14 protein-coding genes and 3 tRNA genes are annotated in these 18,218 nt (G+C 71.5%); 9 read left to right on the forward strand and 8 right to left on the reverse strand.

Annotation, left to right across the window (positions count from 1 at the left end; translation table 11 throughout):
- Positions 1 to 44: 44 nt before the first annotated feature.
- A complete protein-coding gene (locus ACTOQ2_RS26320; protein WP_440103035.1) occupies positions 45 to 224 on the forward strand; it encodes a hypothetical protein in 180 nt (59 codons plus the stop codon).
- A 17-nt stretch (positions 225 to 241) separates the two neighbouring features.
- On the opposite strand, the gene ACTOQ2_RS26325 is transcribed toward ACTOQ2_RS26320, so the two are convergent.
- From ACTOQ2_RS26325 to ACTOQ2_RS26335, 3 genes are all read right to left on the reverse strand, one after another.
- Complete coding sequence (locus ACTOQ2_RS26325; RefSeq protein ID WP_440103037.1) at positions 242 to 1,138, reverse strand: ribokinase; 897 nt, start codon at positions 1,136 to 1,138, stop codon at positions 242 to 244.
- A 102-nt stretch (positions 1,139 to 1,240) separates the two neighbouring features.
- Entirely contained in the window at positions 1,241 to 1,888 is a 648-nt protein-coding gene (locus tag ACTOQ2_RS26330; RefSeq protein WP_350966815.1) for a response regulator transcription factor, read from the reverse strand.
- Entirely contained in the window at positions 1,879 to 3,129 is a 1,251-nt protein-coding gene (locus ACTOQ2_RS26335) for a sensor histidine kinase (RefSeq protein WP_440073207.1), read from the reverse strand. Before ACTOQ2_RS26335 ends, ACTOQ2_RS26330 begins: the two co-directional genes overlap by 10 nt.
- A 279-nt stretch (positions 3,130 to 3,408) precedes the next feature.
- Between ACTOQ2_RS26335 and ACTOQ2_RS26340 the strand changes: the two genes are divergently transcribed.
- The 4 genes from ACTOQ2_RS26340 (at position 3,409) to ACTOQ2_RS26355 (ending at position 8,801) form a co-directional block, all read left to right on the forward strand.
- Positions 3,409 to 4,788 carry an acyltransferase family protein gene (locus tag ACTOQ2_RS26340; protein ID WP_440103039.1) on the forward strand — a complete coding sequence of 460 codons (1,380 nt, stop codon included), beginning with the start codon at positions 3,409 to 3,411 and terminating at the stop codon, positions 4,786 to 4,788.
- Positions 4,789 to 4,861: 73 nt separating this feature from the next.
- Positions 4,862 to 5,602, forward strand: coding sequence for an SDR family oxidoreductase (locus ACTOQ2_RS26345; RefSeq protein ID WP_440103040.1), 741 nt, complete (start codon positions 4,862 to 4,864; stop codon positions 5,600 to 5,602).
- 127 nt (positions 5,603 to 5,729) lie between these two features.
- Entirely contained in the window at positions 5,730 to 8,222 is a 2,493-nt protein-coding gene (locus ACTOQ2_RS26350) for a DEAD/DEAH box helicase (protein WP_440073212.1), read from the forward strand.
- Between the two features lie 60 nt (positions 8,223 to 8,282).
- Entirely contained in the window at positions 8,283 to 8,801 is a 519-nt protein-coding gene (locus ACTOQ2_RS26355; protein WP_440073214.1) for a DUF2087 domain-containing protein, read from the forward strand.
- 69 nt (positions 8,802 to 8,870) lie between these two features.
- On the opposite strand, the gene ACTOQ2_RS26360 is transcribed toward ACTOQ2_RS26355, so the two are convergent.
- The 4 genes from ACTOQ2_RS26360 to dusB all read right to left on the reverse strand — a co-directional run bounded on the left by ACTOQ2_RS26360 (position 8,871) and on the right by dusB (position 14,431).
- Positions 8,871 to 9,935: a sulfite oxidase gene (locus ACTOQ2_RS26360; RefSeq protein WP_440103041.1), complete on the reverse strand. Its 1,065-nt coding sequence runs from the start codon at positions 9,933 to 9,935 to the stop codon at positions 8,871 to 8,873.
- A gap of 244 nt (positions 9,936 to 10,179) precedes the next feature.
- Entirely contained in the window at positions 10,180 to 11,151 is a 972-nt protein-coding gene (locus tag ACTOQ2_RS26365; protein WP_440103042.1) for a TAXI family TRAP transporter solute-binding subunit, read from the reverse strand.
- Positions 11,148 to 13,109 carry a TRAP transporter permease gene (locus ACTOQ2_RS26370; protein ID WP_440103043.1) on the reverse strand — a complete coding sequence of 654 codons (1,962 nt, stop codon included), beginning with the start codon at positions 13,107 to 13,109 and terminating at the stop codon, positions 11,148 to 11,150. Before ACTOQ2_RS26370 ends, ACTOQ2_RS26365 begins: the two co-directional genes overlap by 4 nt.
- Before the next feature lie 200 nt (positions 13,110 to 13,309).
- The gene (gene dusB / locus ACTOQ2_RS26375; RefSeq protein WP_440103045.1) at positions 13,310 to 14,431 is read right to left on the reverse strand and encodes a tRNA dihydrouridine synthase DusB; all 1,122 of its coding nucleotides are present in this window, start codon (positions 14,429 to 14,431) and stop codon (positions 13,310 to 13,312) included.
- 91 nt (positions 14,432 to 14,522) lie between these two features.
- Here dusB and ACTOQ2_RS26380 point away from each other — a divergent pair, with 91 nt between their 5' ends.
- The 4 genes from ACTOQ2_RS26380 (at position 14,523) to ACTOQ2_RS26395 (ending at position 15,601) form a co-directional block, all read left to right on the forward strand.
- Positions 14,523 to 15,185, forward strand: coding sequence for an amino acid-binding protein (locus ACTOQ2_RS26380; protein WP_440073223.1), 663 nt, complete (start codon positions 14,523 to 14,525; stop codon positions 15,183 to 15,185).
- 154 nt (positions 15,186 to 15,339) lie between these two features.
- Positions 15,340 to 15,411 (forward strand) — tRNA-Gly (locus ACTOQ2_RS26385).
- Between the two features lie 27 nt (positions 15,412 to 15,438).
- Positions 15,439 to 15,509 (forward strand) — tRNA-Cys (locus ACTOQ2_RS26390).
- Positions 15,510 to 15,526: 17 nt separating this feature from the next.
- Positions 15,527 to 15,601, forward strand: a tRNA-Val gene (locus ACTOQ2_RS26395).
- 273 nt (positions 15,602 to 15,874) lie between these two features.
- Here the strand turns inward: ACTOQ2_RS26395 and ACTOQ2_RS26400 are convergent.
- Positions 15,875 to 18,175 (reverse strand): phosphoketolase family protein, encoded by a 2,301-nt coding sequence (locus ACTOQ2_RS26400; RefSeq protein WP_440103046.1) that lies wholly within the window; start codon positions 18,173 to 18,175, stop codon positions 15,875 to 15,877.
- Positions 18,176 to 18,218: the final 43 nt, after the last annotated feature.

Raw genomic sequence — 18,218 nt, forward strand, 5'->3', positions numbered from 1 at the left:
GCCCCGGTCGCGCCGTCCGGCCGACGGCACGGGGGGGGCGGGGCGTGCTGGCGCCGGACAGGGCCTATCCCGGCCGGCCGCGGGAGCTCGACGGAGCCGGGCTGATCCGGCTCACCGATTCACTACTGCGTGGCTGGAGTGCGCCCGTGCGCGCGCTGGTGCGCGCGGCCGATCCCGCGACGGCGGCCTTCTTCGGCTTCCACGCCGCCGATCCCGGGGCATGAGCGTCCTCGCGCCGAGGTCAGGCACCGGCTCGGGAAAGGCTCCGGTCGATCTCGGCGCGGGTGGGCATCGAGGTGCTGGCACCCGCGCGCCGGACGGACAGGCCCGCGGCCGCGGTGGCGAAGCGGACGGCCCGGCCGGCGGGCTGCCGCTCGACGCGGGCCGCGGCGAGGGCGCCCACGAAGGTGTCGCCCGCGGCCGTGGTGTCCACCACGGGCACCTCGAGGGCCTCGACGCGCACGGCGGGCCCGTCGCCCGAGGCGGTGAGCGCGCCGCGCGACCCCAGCGTGATGATCACCCAGCCGACCGTGCCCCTCAGCTCCTCCAGGGCGCGCTCGTGATCGGCCTGGCCGGTGATCGCGGCGGCCTCGTGCTCGTTGGCCACCAGGACGTCCACGGCCTCCAGCAGTTCGGCGGGGAGCGGCTGGACGGGTGCGGGGGTGAGGACCACGGTGGTCCCGGCCGCGCGGGCGGCCCTGGCGGCGGCGGTGACGGCCTCGACGGGGAGCTCCAGCTGGAGCAGAAGCATGTCGGACCGGGAGATGACCTCGATCTCGGCCTCGGAGGGGGCGGTCACGGTCCCGTTGGCGCCGGGGACCACGATGATCGAGTTGCCGCCGTCGCCGTCCACCACGATCTGGGCGATGCCCGAGGGGCCGGGAACCGTGCGCAGGTGCGTCACGTCGACCCCCGCCCCGGCCAGCGTGCGCCGCAGCTCGGTGCCGAAGGCGTCGTCACCCACGGCCCCGAGGAAGGCGACCTCGGCGCCCGCCCGCGCGGCGGCGATGGCCTGGTTGGCGCCCTTGCCGCCGGGGACCGTGCCGAAGGCGCGGCCGGTCACGGTCTCGCCGAGCGCGGGGGCGACGTCGACGTAGGCCACGAGGTCCATGTTGGCACTGCCGAAGACCGAGATCACTGTTCCTCCTCGCGGTCGGGAACGCGGCTGTGAGAGCGGGGGGTGAGAGCGCGGGGGTGAGAGCGCGGGTGCGGGTGCGGGAACGCGGGGTGGGAGCGCGGGTCAGGAACGCAGGTAGGCCAGGACCGCGAGGACGCGGCGGTGCTGGTCGCCGTCCTCGGCGTACAGGCCGAGCTTGGCGAAGATGCTGCGGATGTGCTTCTCCACGGCCCCGTCGCTGACCACCAGCTGGCGGCCGATGGCCGGGTTGGACCTGCCCTCGGCCATCAGGCCGAGCACCTCGCGCTCTCGCGGGGTGAGCTGGGCGAGGGGATCGTCGCGGCGGCGTCGCACCATCAGCTGTGCCACCACCTGGGGGTCGAAGACCGTACCTCCGGCCGCGACCGTGCGCAGGCCCCCCATGAAGTCGTCCACGTCCACGACGCGGTCCTTGAGCAGGTATCCCACCGCGCCCCTGGCGTCGGCGAGCAGGTCGTCGGCATAGGACACCTCCACGTACTGCGACAGGATCAGCACCGGCGTGCCCGGAACCCTCCGGCGCGCCTCCACCGCCGCCCGCAGCCCCTCGTCGGTGAAGCCGGGCGGCATCCGCACGTCCACCACCGAGACGTCGGGACGGTGCTCGGCGACGGCCTCCACCAGCCCGTCGCCGTCCCCCACCGCCGCGACCACCTGGCAGCCGAACTCCTCCAGGAGCCTGATCAGGCCCTCCCTGATGAGCACCGCGTCGTCGGCCACAACTACCCGCACGGAACCTCCGCCACTATGACCGTCGGCCCTCCGGCCGGTGAGTCGACCACCAGCTCACCGTCGACCGCCTTGAGGCGATCACCGAGACCCGACAGGCCATGCCCCTTGGCGACGTGGGCGCCGCCGACCCCATCATCCCCGATCGTCAGCATGAGGAAGTCCCCCGTCCTGCTCAGCGTCACGGTACAGACCGTGGCGTGGCTGTGCTTGGCGACGTTGGTGAGCGACTCGGCGACGACGAAGTAGACGGTGTTCTCCACCGCGGCGGGGAAGCGTCCCTCGATCTGGACGTCCAGCTCGACGGGGATGGTGCAGCGCCCGGCGAGCGCGGCGAGGGCGGGAGCCAGGCCGCGGTCGCTGAGGATCGGCGGGGCGATGCCGCGCGAGAGGGCGCGTAGCTCGTCCAGGGTCTCGCGGGTGGAGGTGATCGCCTGGCCCAGCATCTGCTCGACGCCCGCCGGGTCGCGCCTGAGCTGGCGCTGGGCCCGCGACAGGTCCATGGCCAGGGAGACCAGGCGCTGCTGCGGCCCGTCGTGGATGTCGCGCTCCAGCCGGCGCAGCGCGTTCGCCTCGGCCGACACCGCGGCGGCCCGGCCCTCGGCCAGGTCGTCGATGCGGTCGTGCAGCTCGGCGACCCCGGTCAGCATGGCCCGGCCGAGCCCGGCCTGGACGAGCGCGGCACCCCGCACGATCACCGGGAGGGTGAGGGCGAAGAGCACGCCGATGGTGGTGTTGATGATCACTTCGACCCACAGGCTGCCGCCCAGGCCGAGGAGCATGCCGAGACCCCCGTCGTTGCCGGGGATGGCGTAGACGATCCACCCGTAGAGCGGGTAGGTGAGGCCGGCGATCGACCCTGCCCACCAGACCACCGCCAGCACGAAGGTGATGATGGAGATCGGGAAGGCCACGATGCCGTAGAGCAGGTCGAGCCACGACTGGCCGTTGGTGAACGGGTTGATCATCCTGCGGAACCATCCGGCGTTCTCCGGGGCGGGCCGGTACCTCGGCCGGGAGACGGGACGGCCGAGCACCTCGGGCAGCCAGCGCCGCTCGACGTCCGCGAAGCCCCGGGCGACCAGGAGGGTCGTCGCGAGGACGGGCAGCCCCACGAACGCGACGGCCGACCCGACCCCCGCGGCGAAGCCGGCCACCATCAGGACGAACCAGATGACGGACAGCGGAAAGCCCACGACCAGATAGCGGGTGTCGGTGCCGATGCGGCGCAGGAGGGTTCTCATGCCGCCCACGCTACGAGGACCGGCCGCGCCGATCGACCCTGCGTGCCCGCTTACGGGGGTGGGGCCAGCACTACCCGAGATGGTGGGGGGATCGGGCGAGAAGACTACTGCGCACGTCACTGCGCCGCCGGGGTCCCGGAGAGAGGCTTCTCCTGTCGCCGTTCCCGAGATCTTCTCTCTCCCTCCCTGAGAATCGAGCTCCTCTTGACCACCGTGATCCCCGGCCCGTCGGTGCGGCCGGCAGCGACCCCGACCGTGCCTCCGACGGTGCCTCCGACGGTGTCCCCGACGGTTTTCCCGACAGCCCCCCTGGCGGCGATCCCGACCCCTCGCACGGCGCCGGCGCCCGCCGGGCGCGACCCGTTCATCGACGTGCTCCGGGTGTTCGGCATGGTCCTGGTGGTGCTCCAGCACTGGAGCATGCCGCTGCTCTCCTTCGCCGACGGGCGGATATCCACCGGCAACGCGCTGGCCGCGGGGAACGGGTGGATGATCACGTGGATCAGCCAGGTGATGCCGCTGGTGTTCTTCGCGGGCGGCGCGGCCAACGCGATCAGCCGGCGCGGCGCGGCACGGCGCGGTGAGGCGACTCCCGCGTGGCTCGCGGGGCGCCTGCGCCGCCTGGCCTGGCCGGTCGTCCCGCTGGCGGCGGTCTGGCTGCCCCTCCCCCACCTGCTCCTCGCGCTCGGCGTGCCGGAGCAGCCGGTGATGACCGCCTCGCGGCTGGCCGGGCAGTTGCTCTGGTTCCTGGCGATCTATCTTGTCGCGGTGGCGGCGACCACGCCGATGCTCAGGCTCAACATGGCGTACGGCTGGCGGGTGCCGTCCGCGCTGGCGGCGGGGGCCGTGGCGGTGGACGTCCTGCGCTTCACCAGCGGCCTCGACATCGCCGGTCTCCCCAACATCGTGCTGGTCTGGCTGGCGGTGCACCAGCTCGGCTTCCTGTACGCCGACGGCCGGCTGGGCCGCCCCTGGGTCCTGGCCCTGGCCGGGTACGGCCTGGGCGCGGCGCTGACGGCCCTCGGCCCCTACCCGCTCAGCATGATCGGGATGCCGGGGGCCGCCGTCTCCAACATGGCGCCGCCCACGGTCGCGCTGCTCTCGATCGGGGTGGGCCAGGCCGGGCTGGCCCTGGCGCTGCGCCGGTGGATCGTCTCCTTCGCGGGGTGGCCGGGGGTCTCGCGGGCGCTGGGCTGGGCCGGCGGCCGGATGATGACCCTCTACCTGTGGCACATGAGCGCGCTGTTCGTCATCGTCGCGGTGGTCGTGGTGGGGCTGGGCATCTCCACCCCTGAGCCGGGCACCTCGGCCTGGTTCTCCGGCTGGCCGCACTGGCTGCTCCTGCTCGCCCTGGCGATGTGGCCGCTGCTGCGGGGGTTCGCCCGGTTCGAGACGCCGTCCGCGACCGGGCCGTACACCGGCGGGACGGCCAGGGTCCTGGTGGCCGCCGCGCTGGTGGGACTGGGCCTGCTCACGCTCACGGTGACCGGCTTCGTCCCGGGGGCGGCGCCCCTGCTCGGGGCGGGCGCGATCGTGGCGGGCCTGGCGCTCACCGGCTCCTCCCGCGACACCCCGGCAGGCCCGGCCGGCTCGCCGGGGCCGCCCGTCCCGCGGCCGGGCGAGCGCGCCGGACGGCTCCGCGTCGCCTCTCCCCTGTGACACATATGGACAGTATGGTCATATACCTGTATATGTACATGATGTACACAAATTCGCGGAGGGAGTATCGATCATGAGCACCGCACCGGCTCGCGTCGCCATCGTCACCGGAGGTTCCCGAGGCATCGGCCGCCAGGTCGTGGAGCGGCTCGCCGCCGACGGTTACGCCGTCGTCGTCAACTACGCGAGCGACGACGCCGAGGGCCGGGCGGCGGCCAAGGAGGCCTCCACGGCAGGAGGCGGGGGCCTCGCCGTGCGGGCCGACGTCAGCGACCCCGCCGCGGTCTCCGCGCTCTTCGACGCGGCCGAGGAGGCCTTCGGCGGCGTCGACGTCGTCGTCAACGCCGCCGGGATCATGGGCCCGCCCGTCCCGCTCGCCGACCTCGACTTCGAGACGCTGGACCGCATCCTGAACGTCAACGTACGCGGCACCTTCGCCGTCGCCCAGCAGGCCGCCAGGAGGCTGCGCCGGGGCGGCGCCCTGATCACCTTCTCCACCTCGGTCGTCGGGCTGGCCTTTCCCGGCTACGGCGCCTATGTCGCCTCCAAGAGCGCCGTGGAGGGCCTGACCCTCATCCTGGCCCGCGAGCTGCGCGGCAGGGACGTCACCGTCAACACCGTCGCCCCCGGGCCCACCGCCACCGCGCTCTTCCTGGACGGCAAGGACGAGGAGACCATCGCCAGGCTGGCCGCCCAGCCGCCGCTCGAACGGCTGGGCCAGCCCTCGGACATCGCCGAGGCCGTGGCGTTCCTCGCCGGTCCCGCCCGCTGGGTCAACGGGCAGGTGCTTCGCGTCAACGGCGGCATCATCTGATTTGATCAGCATTTATGCCGAAAAAAGCAGCCATAACTATACAAAGTCACGCACTTTACCTGGAATGTAAGGTGATCCGTGACCGCCTCCGGTCCGACCACCTCAAGTTCTTCGGCAGTATTGAACCGTGAGCCTCGTAGACCGCCTGCCAGAAGAGATCGACGCCGACCCCGACACCATCTTCGACGCCTTCGTCGAATGGAACTCCGAGCGGGGACTGACCCTCTACCCGGCGCAGGAGGAGGCTCTCATCGAGGTGGTGTCGGGAAACAACCTGATCCTCGCCACCCCGACCGGCTCGGGCAAGAGCCTGGTCGCCGCCGGAGCCCATTTCACCGCGCTGACCAGGGACGTGCGCACCTTCTACACCGCGCCGATCAAGGCGCTGGTGTCGGAGAAGTTCTTCGACCTGTGCGCGGTGTTCGGCACCGAGAACGTCGGGATGATGACCGGCGACGCGAGCGTGAACCCCGGGGCGCCGATCATCTGCTGCACCGCGGAGATCCTCGCCAACGTCGCGCTGCGCGACGGCGCCGCGGCCGACATCGGCCAGGTCGTGATGGACGAGTTCCACTTCTACTCCGAGCCCGACCGCGGCTGGGCCTGGCAGGTGCCGCTCCTGGAGCTGCCGAACGTCCAGTTCATCCTGATGTCGGCGACCCTGGGGGACGTCACCAGGTTCGAGGAGGACCTCACCCGGCGCACCGGCAGGCCCACCGCGGTGGTGAAGAACGCCGAGCGCCCGGTCCCGCTCGTCTACTCCTACCGGCTCACCCCCCTCCACGAGACGCTGGAGGAGATGCTCACCACCAACCAGTACCCCGTCTACGTCGTCCACTTCACCCAGGCCTCGGCCATGGAGCGGGCGCAGGCGCTGATGAGCATCAACATGTCGACCAAGGCCGAGAAGGAGGCGATCGCCTCCATGATCGGCCACTTCCGGTTCACCACCCGGTTCGGCAAGGCGCTCTCCCGCCTGGTACGGCACGGCATCGGCGTGCACCACGCCGGGATGCTCCCGAAGTACCGCCGCCTGGTGGAACGCCTCGCCCAGGCGGGCCTGCTGAAGGTCATCTGCGGCACCGACACCCTCGGCGTCGGCGTCAACGTCCCGATCAGGACCGTGCTGTTCACCGCGCTGTCGAAGTACGACGGCAACAAGGTGCGGCGGCTGCGCGCCCGCGAGTTCCACCAGATCGCCGGGCGGGCCGGGCGGGCCGGGTTCGACACCATCGGCTACGTCGTCTGCCAGGCCCCCGACCACGTCGTGGAGAACGAGAAGGCCTTGGCCAAGATCGGCGACGATCCCAAGAGACGGCGCGGGTTCGCCCGCAAGAAGCCGCCGGAGGGTTTCGTCGGCTGGAGCGAGGAGACCTTCGAGAAGCTACAGGCCGCCGAGCCGGAGCCGCTGAACTCCCGGTTCAAGGTCAGCAACGCCATGCTCCTCGCGGTGATCAACCGGCCCGGCGACTGCTACGCGGCGATGCGCCACCTGCTCACCGACAACCACGAGGACCGCAAGTGGCAGCGGCGGCACATCAGCCAGGCCATCGCGATCTACCGGTCGCTGCTGGCCGGAGGCGTGGTGGAGAAGCTGAGCGAGCCCGACGAGCACGGCCGGATGGCCCGCCTCACCGTCGACCTGCAGGAGGACTTCGCGCTGAACCAGGCGCTGTCCACCTTCGCGCTGGCCACCCTCGAACTCCTCGACATGGAGTCGCCCAACTACGCCCTGGACATGGTCTCGATCATCGAGTCCATCCTCGACGACCCCCGCCAGATCCTGTCGGCGCAGCTCAACAAGGCGCGCGGCGAGGCGGTGGCGCTGATGAAGGCCGACGGCATCGAGTACGAGGAGCGGATGGAGCTCCTGGCCGACGTCACCTACCCGATGCCGATGGCCGACATGCTGCTGGGCGCCTACGAGACCTACCGGCGCGGCCACCCCTGGGTGGGCGACTACACGGTCAGCCCCAAGAGCGTCGTCCGCGACATGTACGAGCGGGCGATGACCTTCGCCGACTACGTGCAGTTCTACGAGCTGACCCGCTCCGAGGGCACCGTGCTGCGCTATCTGGCCGACGCCTACCGCACCCTGTCGCGGACCATCCCCGAGCACCTCAAGACCGAGGACCTGGTCGACCTCATCGAGTGGCTCGGCGAGCTGGTCCGCCAGGTCGACTCCAGCCTCCTGGACGAGTGGGAGCAGCTGCAGAACCCGGCCGGGGAGCTGGAGGCGCCCTCGCTGGAGGAGAGCACCAAGCCGGTCACCGCCAACACCCGCGCGTTCCGGGTGCTGGTCCGCAACGCGATGTTCCGCCTGATCGAGCTGGCCTCCCTGGAGAACGAGCAGGAGCTGGAGCAACTCGCCCCCGACGTCGACTGGGGCGCCGCGCTTGACGCCTACTACGACGACCACGAGGAGATCGGCACCGGTCCGGACGCCCGCGGCCCCGGCCTGCTGCGCATCGAGGAGGAGAAGGAGTTCTGGCGGGTCCGCCAGGTCGTCTCCGACCCGGCGGGCGACGGCGACTGGGGCATCGACGCCCAGGTCGACCTCGCCGCCTCCGACGAGGAGGGCCGCGCGGTGGTCCACGTCATCGGCCTGAACCGCCTCTGAGGTCCCCCTCCGCCGTCTTCCGGCGCGGAAACATCCGTCGGGACCGGCAAGAATGGCGGGATGAGCGACGACGCGATCAGGCAGGTACTGGGCCTGCTGTACCAGGAAGACACGTTGAAGGTGCTGGCCGCCCTGGTGCTGGGCGGCAAGCCGGAGGAGGAGTCCGGCCTCGACAGGGAGGCGGTCAGGCGCGCGCTGGACCGCCTGGAACGCGGCGGGCTCGCCGTACGGGCAGAGGGCGGCGAGTGGGAGGTCCGGCGCGAGCGCTTCCGTGAGCTGCTGCACGCCACCGCCAGGCCCGCCGCCCCGGCCTCCCCCGAGGAGAGGGTGCTGCAGTCCTTCCTCGTCGAGGGACGGCTGCGGGCGATCCCCACCAAGCGCGACAAGCAGCTGGTCGTGCTCGACTACGTGGTCCAGGTCTTCGAGCCGGGGGTCCGTTACTCCGAGAAGGAGGTCAACGTCGCGTTGCGCGCCTTCCACGACGACTACGCGGCACTGCGCCGCTATCTCGTCGACGAGGGCATGCTCAGCAGGGAGAACAACGTCTACTGGCGCAGCGGCGGCTCCGTCGAGGCCTGAAGGCGGGCGGCGCGGCGGCGCGTCCCTTGGTCAGCCGGCCTGCGTCCCCTCAGGTCCCCTCAGGTCCCCTCAGGGGACGCAGGTGACGCGGACGCGGGACCACGAGGTGTTGGCGTACCCCTTGGGATTCCACACGTGCCGGGCCGACTCCGGCTGGGTGGCCCCGCAGCTGTCCCAGGCGCGGGCGGTGATCACGGTCTCGCCCTCTCCCAGTTCGGCGGTGGTGTGCCAGTGCCGCCACGCCCAGGGGCCCGCCTGCTCGCCGAGGTCCGCCTGCACCCAGCTGTCGCCCCCGTCGAGGGAGACGTCGACGCGGGAGACGGTGCGGCCGTCCCCGGCGTAGGCGTAGCCGGTGACGCGCGTGAGGCCCGGCCGCGGGCGGGCACCGTCGGCGGGGCTCAGGATGGCGGTGTTGAGGACGACGGGTCCCAGGGAGATGCCGTCACCGGGTCCCGCCTTGGCGGGGTCGGCCTCGGGGGGCAGGAGGCGGTAGGCGGTGGCCTGGAAGTAGTTGTCCGAGGGGTCCTTGCGCGCGGTGACGCGCTGGAGCCATTTGACGCTGCGGGCGCCGACCCAGCCGGGGACGACGACCCGGAGCGGGGCGCCGTGGGCCGGGGGCAGCGGCCGGTCGTTCATGGCCCAGGCCAGCAGGACGTCCCCGCCGGTGGCCTTGGCCACGGGTATCGAGCCGCCGTAGGGCTGGGCCGGATCGGCGAGCCTGGAGACGTCGGGAGCGGCGAAGGCGATGTGCGCGGCCTCGGGGCGCAGCCCGGCGCGGGCGAGGACTCCGGCCAGGCCGACACCGCTCCAGCGGGCGGTGGAGGTGGCACCGGCCCCCCAGGGATCCTCACCGGGAATGTCACGCACCTCGAGCAGGCCGGCCCTGCGGTTGCCCGCGCACTGCAGGGTCGCCACCAGGCTGATCTCGGGGAACCCCGAGCGCAACTCCTCCAGGGACAGCGTCAGCGGGCGCTCGACCAGGCCGTCCACGGTCAGGCGCCAGGACCCCGGATCCAGGTCGGGGACGGGACCGTGGTTGCGGCTGTAGAAGGTGTCGAGGGGGGTGAGAAGCTGATCGGCCAGGGCGCCCGGCGGAGGCTCGGCGTTGTACGGATCGGCCCCGTGGACCACCATGTCATCTCTCTTGCCCCACATGTTCACACGTTTCGGGATACCCGGGGACGGGGGCCCGACACGGCCCCCGTCCGAGACGGGAGGCAAACTTGGAGCTCACGGACGCCGCGCACGGCACGGCACGCACCGCACGCGGCGCCGGGCGACGAGCGAGGCCCGGGCCGGCCGTGCCGCCTCCTCGTCCCGTCTCTCCCCTGGGTCCGGCAGCCGCCCGCCCCCGAGGCCGTGGAGAACCGGGAACCCGTCAGCCGTAGTACTTCTTCGCGCCGTCGTGCAGGGGCACCGGCTCGGTCTTCCGGGCGTTGTCGCGGATGATGTCCTTGGCCGCGGGGTGGACCTTCTCCAGGTCCGCCTTGCGGTCGAAGAGCAGCTTCGTCAGGCTCCCGGCCAGGGCGGCGTCCATCTTCTCGTTCACGACGAGCAGGTTGGGCACCGAGATCGTGGACACGTCGGCCGGGGTCGCGTAGACGTCCTTGGCGATCGTGCCCGCGGCGTACACCTGGCCGTGCTCGGCCTGCATCGCGGGCAGCACCCCGTCCAGCGGGACGAAGACGACCTCGTCCTTGAGCGAGGTCAGCAGGTCGGTGAGGCCCGGCGTGGGCAGCCCGCCCGACCAGACCAGGGCGTCGAGGTCGCCGTCCTTGACGGCCTGCACGCTCTCGGGCAGGCCCAGCGACTGCCGGGTGACGTCCTTCTCCGGGTCGAGGCCGGAGGCCTTCAGCAGGCGCAGCGCGATCACCTCGGTGCCGGAGTTGGGCGAGCCGGTGGAGACCCGCTTGCCCTTGAGGTCGGCGACGGACTTCACCCCGGAGCCGGCGGTGGCGACCACCTGGGTGTAGTTGTCGTACAGGCGGGCGACGGCGCGGATCGGCTGGGGCGCGGTGAACGCGCCCTTGCCCGCGACGGCGTCGGCGGCGGAGTCGGCCAGGGTGAAGGCGATGTCGGAGTCGCCCCTGACGACCCGCTGGATGTTCTCCACCGAGGCGCCGGTCGCCTCGGCCGTGGCCTGGTAGCCGGGGAGGTTCTTGCCGATCTGGTCGGCCAGCCCCCCGCCGAGGACGTAGTAGACGCCGGTGGTGTTGCCGGTGGCGATCGACAGCCGCTTGCCCGCGGCGCCGCTCTGGCCCGCGCTCTGCTCTGCCGACCGATCCCCGCCGCACCCGGTGAGGAACAGGACCCCCGCCGCCAGCAGGACGGCCACGCGTTTGACGGTCAATGAACTGCCTCTCGTTTGCGCATCACCAGATGGAGGGAGACGGCCACGATCAGGAGACCCGCCCCGGCGAGGGCGGGCAGCGGCGACAGGAACAGCAGCAGCACCGCCGCCACCGCGCACAGCACCCGCTCGACGGGCCCGGCCCGGCCGAGCAGCCGCCCGCCGGTGGCGGCGGCCAGCGCGGCGACCGCGAGCGCCGAGACCCCGGTGGCCGCCAGGATCTCCCCGATCGTGCCCTGGGCCAGCAGCCCGGCCCCGCCGGGGGTCAGCACGAAGGCGAACGGCACCATGAACGCGGGAAGCGTGTACTTCCAGGTCGCCATCATGGTCCGGTAGGCGTTGCCACCGGTGATGGCCGACGCCGCGAAGGCCGACAGCGCCGTGGGCGGGCTGACCTCCGACAGCACGGCGTAGTAGAAGATGAACATGTACGCCTCGGCCTGGCTGACGCCGAGATCCGTCAGCGCGGGCCCGATGATGACCGCCGCGATGACGAACGACGCGGTCACCGGCACGGCGAGGCCGAGCACGAGCACCGCGACCGCGCACAGCAGCGCGGTGACGGCGAGGATCCCGCCCGAGGCCCCGACGATCAGCGAGCTCGCCTTGAGGCCGAGACCGGTGAGCGTGACGACGGCGACGATGAGCCCGGCGGCGGCGCAGGTCGCCGCGACCGGCAGCACCCCGGTCGTCCCCGCCGCCAGGGCCCTCGCCGCCCTGCGCGGGGTGAGGGCGTGCTCCCTGTCGAGGAAGGAGAGCGCGGCGGCCAGCAGCGTGGCGTACACCACGGCGCGGAACGGCGACTGGCCCAGCGCCATCAGGACGACGATCACGAAGAGCGAGCTGAAGTGGTAGCCGAACCGCCTGACCAGCGGCCAGAACCTCGGCGCGTCCACCTCGACGGCCCGCATCCCGTACGTGCGGGCGTCGATCTCGATGGCGAGGAAGATGCCCAGGTAGTACAGGACGGTGGGAATGGTGGCGTAGAGCAGCACCGTGAGGTAGCTGACCCGCATGTACTCGGCGATGATGAACGCCGCCGCGCCGAGCGTGGGAGGCGACAGGATCGCCCCGATGCCCGCCGCGGCGAGCACTCCCCCGCCCTGCTCGGGCGGGTATCCCGCCCTGCGCAGGATCGGCCAGGCGACGCTGCCCACGCTCACCGTCGTCGCGACGCCCGAGCCGCTCACCGTGCCGAGCAGGAACCCGGCGAGGGTGACCGTACGGCCCGGCGCGGAGCGCGAGCGGCGGAACGCGGCCAGGGAGACGTCGACGAAGAACCTCCCCGCCCCTGAGTGGTCGAGGACCGCGCCGTAGACGGTGAACAGGATGATGTAGGTGGCCGCGACGTCGAGCGGCACCCCGTACACGCCGTCGGTGCCCATCACGAACGAGACGATGATCCGGTCGATGTCGTAGCCGCGGTGCCCGATGACCCAGTCGAAGGGCAGGTAGCCGCCGTAGTAGGCGTAGAGGGCGAACGCGACGCAGACCGCGGGCAGGATCCATCCGACGGTGCGGCGGCAGGCCTCCAGGACCAGCAGCACGATGACCGCCCCGGCCGCCACGTCGAGGGTCGTCGGCTCGAAGGCGCGCCGGATGAAGTCGTCGAAGACCACCAGCGGGTAGAGGCAGGACACCAGCGCGAGCAGGGCCAGTGCCCAGTCCGCGACGCCCGGCCGGTCGGTGCCCCGCCGCCCCGGCTTGTAGCAGACGAAGGTGAGCGGCAGCACGACCGCGAGGAAGCCCATCCGGTACGGGAGCACGGCCCCGGGCCGGAAGGCCCGGTACAGGACGTAGAGCGACAATCCGAGGGCGATCAGCGTGACGGCCCCGGCCACCCAGCCCGACAGCCGCCGGGCGGGCCGTTCCGCGTCGAACTCCGCGATCAGCTCGTCCGCCGACGCGGCGCCCGTTGTCGTGTCGCCCGCCGATCCCGCCGATGTGGTGCCTGTCAAACCGCCGTCTCCACGTGTGAGCCGCGACCCTTGACCGCAGACTACATAGATCACTGACGCCCGTCCGTCAGGGCGCGGTCACATTCGCGTCACACCTGCCGTGCGGAAGGCATCGGGCCGCACGGAACGCACGAAGAGAGTGAAATGTCCGAAAAGGAGGACCGAAAACCGAGCGGCCGGGAGCGGCCGCCCCGGTGCCGTCAGCCGCCCGAGGTGTCGTTCTCGGCGTCCGCGCTGGGAACCGCGAGATCGTAGGGGTCGTCCAGCCATCCGGCGGGCAGGTGGACGCGGTCGCGCGGGTTGGTCTTGCCCCGGGGGGTGTCCACGCCGTCGGGCCACGGCTGGGCGGCGTCGAGCTCGGCGAGCCCTTCCCGCAGGACGGCCAGGCTCTCCGCGGTGGCCAGGCGGCGGCGGAGCTCGGCGCCGACGGTGAAGCCCTTGAGATACCAGCCGATGTGCTTGCGGAAGTCGACCACCGCGTGCCGCTCGCTCTCGAAGCACTCGGCCATCAGGGTGGCGTGCCGGTCCATGGTCGCGGCGACCTCGCCCAGCAGGGGGCGGCTCCGTTCGTCGCCGCCCTCGCACATGGCCGCCAGGTCCGCGAACAGCCACGGGCGCCCCAGGCAGCCCCGGCCCACGACGACCCCGTCACACCCGGTCTCGTCCATCATGCGGCGCGCGTCGGCGGCGCTCCAGATGTCGCCGTTTCCCAGCACAGGGATCTCCGTCACGCTCTCCTTGAGCCGCGCGATCGCCTCCCAGTCGGCGGTGCCGCCGTAGTGCTGGATCGCGGTGCGGCCGTGCAGCGCGATCGCGGAGACGCCCTCCTCGACGGCGATCCGCCCGGCGTCCAGGTAGGTCAGGTGGTCGTCGTCGATGCCCTTGCGCATCTTCACGGTCACCGGCAGCGTCCCCGCGTTGCGCACGGCCTCGCGCAGGATCGCCCGGAACAGGTTCCGCTTGTACGGCAGCGCGGAGCCGCCGCCCTTGCGGGTGACCTTGGGCACCGGGCAGCCGAAGTTGAGGTCGACGTGGTCGGCCAGGTCCTCCTCGGCGATCATGCGGACGGCCCTGCCGACGGTCACCGGGTCGATCCCGTACAGCTGGATGCTGCGGGGGTTCTCCTCGGGCTCGAACCTGATCATCTTGAAGGTCTTGGGATTGCGCTCCACCAGCGCCCGCGTCGTGATCATCTCGCAGACGAACAAGCCGCCGCCCTGCTCCCGGCACAGGGTGCGGAACGGCGCGTTGGTGATCCCGGCCATCGGGGCGAGGACGACCGGCGGCCATACCTCCAGCGATCCCAGCTTCAACGACTCCACCTGGCTTTTCTACCGCACCGCGACGAGCAGGACGAATCATCGCTGGGTATGGTGTCTCTGGCGTAGATCAACGTGACACGGGAGGCCGCGGATGCTACTGCGACTGCGGATCGCACTGCCCGACCAGCCGGGCTCCCTGGGGAAGGTGACCCGTGTCCTCGGTGTCGCGGGCGCGGACATCACCCAGGTGGTCGTCCTCGACCGCGGCGAGGGCCGGGCGCTGGACGACATCACCGTCTACTGGCCCGACTCCGCCCCCAGGGAGAGCCTGGTCGAGGGGCTGGAGAGCGTGCCGGGGGTGACGATCGAGGGCATCTGGGGCACGCGCGAGGCGCCGGGCACCTACCCGGAGCTGGAGATCCTCAAGTACATCACCACCGCGGGCGACCGCGCCCTGGCCACCCTGCTCGACTCCATGCCCGTGCTGTTCAGCGCCGACTGGGCGGCGGCGGCGACCGAGAAGAGCCCTCGCACGCTCGTCCACTCCAGCTGGCGCGCCCCCGAGCAGCTGCCCTTCCCCGACGAGACGCCCATCCGCCCGACGGCCTTCACCCTCGACTCCGGCCTGCACGTGATCGCCGCCCCGCTGCCCCCGCTGGCCCTGACCTTCCTGCTGGCCCGCGCCGACGGTCCCGCCTTCCACCGCATCGAGGTGCACCGCCTCACCCGCATCCTGGAGATCTTCCTCACCCTGCCCGCCGTGGAGCGCGTCGTCGCCCGCCAGCTGCGCCGCCCGCCCGAGCAGGACGGCTGAACGATCACCCGGCCGGCCCCTCCGCACGGATGGCCGCGGGCGGGTCCGCGCGGGCGGCCACGGGGCCGCCGGCTGAACGCACGGTTACGCAACCGCCGGGAAAACCCGCTAGAGTTCTCTCGTCGCCACCGGGTGGGAAACCCGGGGGAAACACGCGGAAGTGGCTCAGTGGTAGAGCATCACCTTGCCAAGGTGAGGGTCGCGGGTTCGAATCCCGTCTTCCGCTCGGAAAAGGGGCATGCGCCCCCCACTCGGTGGAGTGGCCGAGAGGCGAGGCAACGGCCTGCAAAGCCGTCTACACGGGTTCAAATCCCGTCTCCACCTCTGGTCCTTCCCCATGCGGACGATTAGCTCAGCGGGAGAGCACTTCCCTGACACGGAAGGGGTCACAGGTTCAATCCCTGTATCGTCCACCACAGTTTCCCCAGGCCATCGGCCTGGGGTTTGCTGTTTCCCGGGGTGTCGGCCATGAAGGTCGTCGGCCATGAGATCGGGAGCACGCCGCTCCGCGATGATCGTGACCTCCACCCGCCCCGGCCGTCCGGCGGGTGAAGGTCGTCCGATCGCGGGCGTCTTCGACGCGCTGCCTGGAACACGGGCTTCGGCACCGGCTGCCGATCAGGCAGGTGGCACGTGCGGCCCGGCGTCGTGCGCGAGCCGCCGGTGCTCGACCGTCGAGGAGCCGATGCTCACGACGAGTACGGCCACGCCCAGTCCCTGATCTCGGCCGGGTCCTCGCCGTGCTCGCGGGTGTGGGCGCGGGCCTGCAGACGGGCGTCGACCATGTGCTGGCGCAGGTGCGCCGAGCGCTCGGCCAGGCCGGGGACCCGGTCGATGACGTCCATCACCAGGTGGTAGCGGTCGATGTCGTTGAGCATGGCCATGTCGAACGGCGTGGTGGTGGTGCCCTCCTCCTTGTAGCCGCGCACGTGGATGTTCTCGTGGCCGTTGCGGCGGTAGGTCAGGCGGTGGATCAGCCACGGATAGCCGTGGAAGTTGAAGATGACCGGCCGGTCGGCGGTGAACAGGGCGTCGAACTCGGCGTCGGACATGCCGTGCGGGTGCTCCGACGGCGGCTGCAGGCGCATCAGGTCCACCACGTTGACCACCCGGACCTTCAACGAGGGCAGGTGCTCGCGGAGCAGCGCGGTGGCGGCCAGGGTCTCCAGGGTGGGCACGTCCCCGGCGCAGGCCATGACGACATCGGGCTTGTCACCGGAGTCGTTGGAGGCCCAGTCGATGATGCCCAGCCCGCGGGTGCAGTGCGCGATCGCCTCGTCCATGGTGAACAGGTCCAGCACCGGCTGCTTGCCGGCCACGATGACGTTGACGTAGTCGCGGGAGCGCAGGCAGTGGTCGGCGACGGAGAGCAGGGTGTTGGCGTCCGGCGGCAGGTACACCCGCACCACGGAGGCCTTCTTGTTGACCACGACGTCCAGGAAGCCGGGGTCCTGGTGGCTGAAGCCGTTGTGGTCCTGGCGCCACACGTGCGAGGAGAGCAGATAGTTGAGTGAGGCGACCGGGCGCCGCCACGGGATCTTCTTCGAGGTCTCCAGCCACTTGGCGTGCTGGTTGAACATGGCGTCGATGATGTGGATGAACGCCTCGTAGCAGTTGAACAGCCCGTGGCGGCCGGTCAGCAGGTAGCCCTCCAGCCAGCCCTGGCACAGGTGCTCGCTGAGCACCTCCATGACGCGGCCGCCCGGCGCGAGGTGGTCGTCGTCGTCCTGCAGGACGGCGTTCCAGGCCCGGTCGGTGACCTCGAAGACCGCCTGGAGCCGGTTGGAGGCCGTCTCGTCGGGACCCATCAGCCGGAAGGTCTGCGGGTTGGCGGTGATGACGTCGCGCAGGAAGCGGCCGAGTGCCCTGGTGGGCTCGGTCGACTGCGCGGCGGCGGCCTTGACCTCCACCGCGTGGTCGCGGAAGTCGGGCAGGCGTAGCGGTTGCAGCAGCGTGCCGCCGTTGGTGTGCGGGCTCGCGCTCATCCTGCGTTCCCCCTCGGGCACCGTCGCCAGGACGGCGGGTGAGGGGCGGCCTTCGGCGTCGAACAGTTCCTGCGGCCGGTAGGAGCGCATCCACTCCTCCAGCATGGCCAGGTGCTCGGGGTTCTCCCGCACTCCCGACAGCGGCACCTGATGTGCCCGCCAGGTGCCCTCCACCGGCAGGCCGTCCACGAATCGCGGCCCCGTCCAGCCCTTCGGCGTCCGCAGGATGATCATCGGCGGCCTGTCGCCGCGGGAGCGGGAGGCGATCCGGTCGAAGACGACGTCCAGCGTGGCGGCCATCTCCTCGTGCGAGGGGCCGACCACGTACGGGTGGTAGCCGTAGCCCTCCATGAGCTTGACCAGCTCGTCTTCGGGGATGCGGGCGAGCACGGTCGGGTTGGCGATCTTGTAGCCGTTCAGGTGCAGGATGGGCAGTACCGCGCCGTCACGCGCCGGGTCGAGGAACTTGTTGGAGTGCCAGCTCGCCGCCAGCGGCCCGGTCTCCGCCTCGCCGTCGCCGATGACGCAGGCCACGACGAGGCCGGGGTTGTCGAAGGCTGCGCCGTAGGCGTGGGCCAGGGAGTAGCCCAGCTCGCCGCCCTCGTGGATTGAGCCGGGCGTCTCGGGGGCGACGTGGCTGGGGATGCCGCCGGGGAAGGAGAACTGGCGGAACAACCGCCGCATGCCGGCCGCGTCCTGCGACACCAGCGGGTAGAGCTCCGAATAGGATCCCTCCAGCCAGGCGTGTGCCACGGCGGCCGGACCGCCGTGGCCGGGACCGGCGATGTAGATCATGTCCTGAGAGCGTTCCGTGATGATCCGGTTGAGGTGGGCGAAGCAGAAGTTCAGGCCCGGAGTGGTGCCCCAGTGCCCGAGCAGGCGCGGTTTGATGTGCTCGGGGCGCAACGGCTCGGTCAGCAGCGGGTTGTCCATCAAATAGATCTGTCCCACGGCCAGGTAGTTGGCGGCGCGCCAGTAGGCGTCGATGCGCTCAAGTCGGTCCATGTGCCTAACCCTCCCTCCAGCTCCGGTGATCGGGTAGGGACCT

The sequence above is a fragment of the Streptosporangium sp. H16 genome (assembly GCF_051918855.1).
Taxonomy (GTDB): Bacteria; Actinomycetota; Actinomycetes; order Streptosporangiales; family Streptosporangiaceae; genus Streptosporangium.

What these genes read in the sequence shown, in the direction of transcription:
- ACTOQ2_RS26335 (WP_440073207.1), bottom strand. Translation starts at nt 3,129, where the DNA reads ATGAGAACCCTCCTGCGCCGCATCGGCACCGACACCCGCTATCTGGTC.
- ACTOQ2_RS26345 (WP_440103040.1), top strand. Translation starts at nt 4,862, where the DNA reads ATGAGCACCGCACCGGCTCGCGTCGCCATCGTCACCGGAGGTTCCCGA.
- ACTOQ2_RS26355 (WP_440073214.1), top strand. Translation starts at nt 8,283, where the DNA reads ATGAGCGACGACGCGATCAGGCAGGTACTGGGCCTGCTGTACCAGGAA.
- ACTOQ2_RS26360 (WP_440103041.1), bottom strand. Translation starts at nt 9,935, where the DNA reads ATGGTGGTCCACGGGGCCGATCCGTACAACGCCGAGCCTCCGCCGGGC.
- ACTOQ2_RS26380 (WP_440073223.1), top strand. Translation starts at nt 14,523, where the DNA reads ATGCTACTGCGACTGCGGATCGCACTGCCCGACCAGCCGGGCTCCCTG.
- ACTOQ2_RS26400 (WP_440103046.1), bottom strand. Translation starts at nt 18,175, where the DNA reads ATGGACCGACTTGAGCGCATCGACGCCTACTGGCGCGCCGCCAACTAC.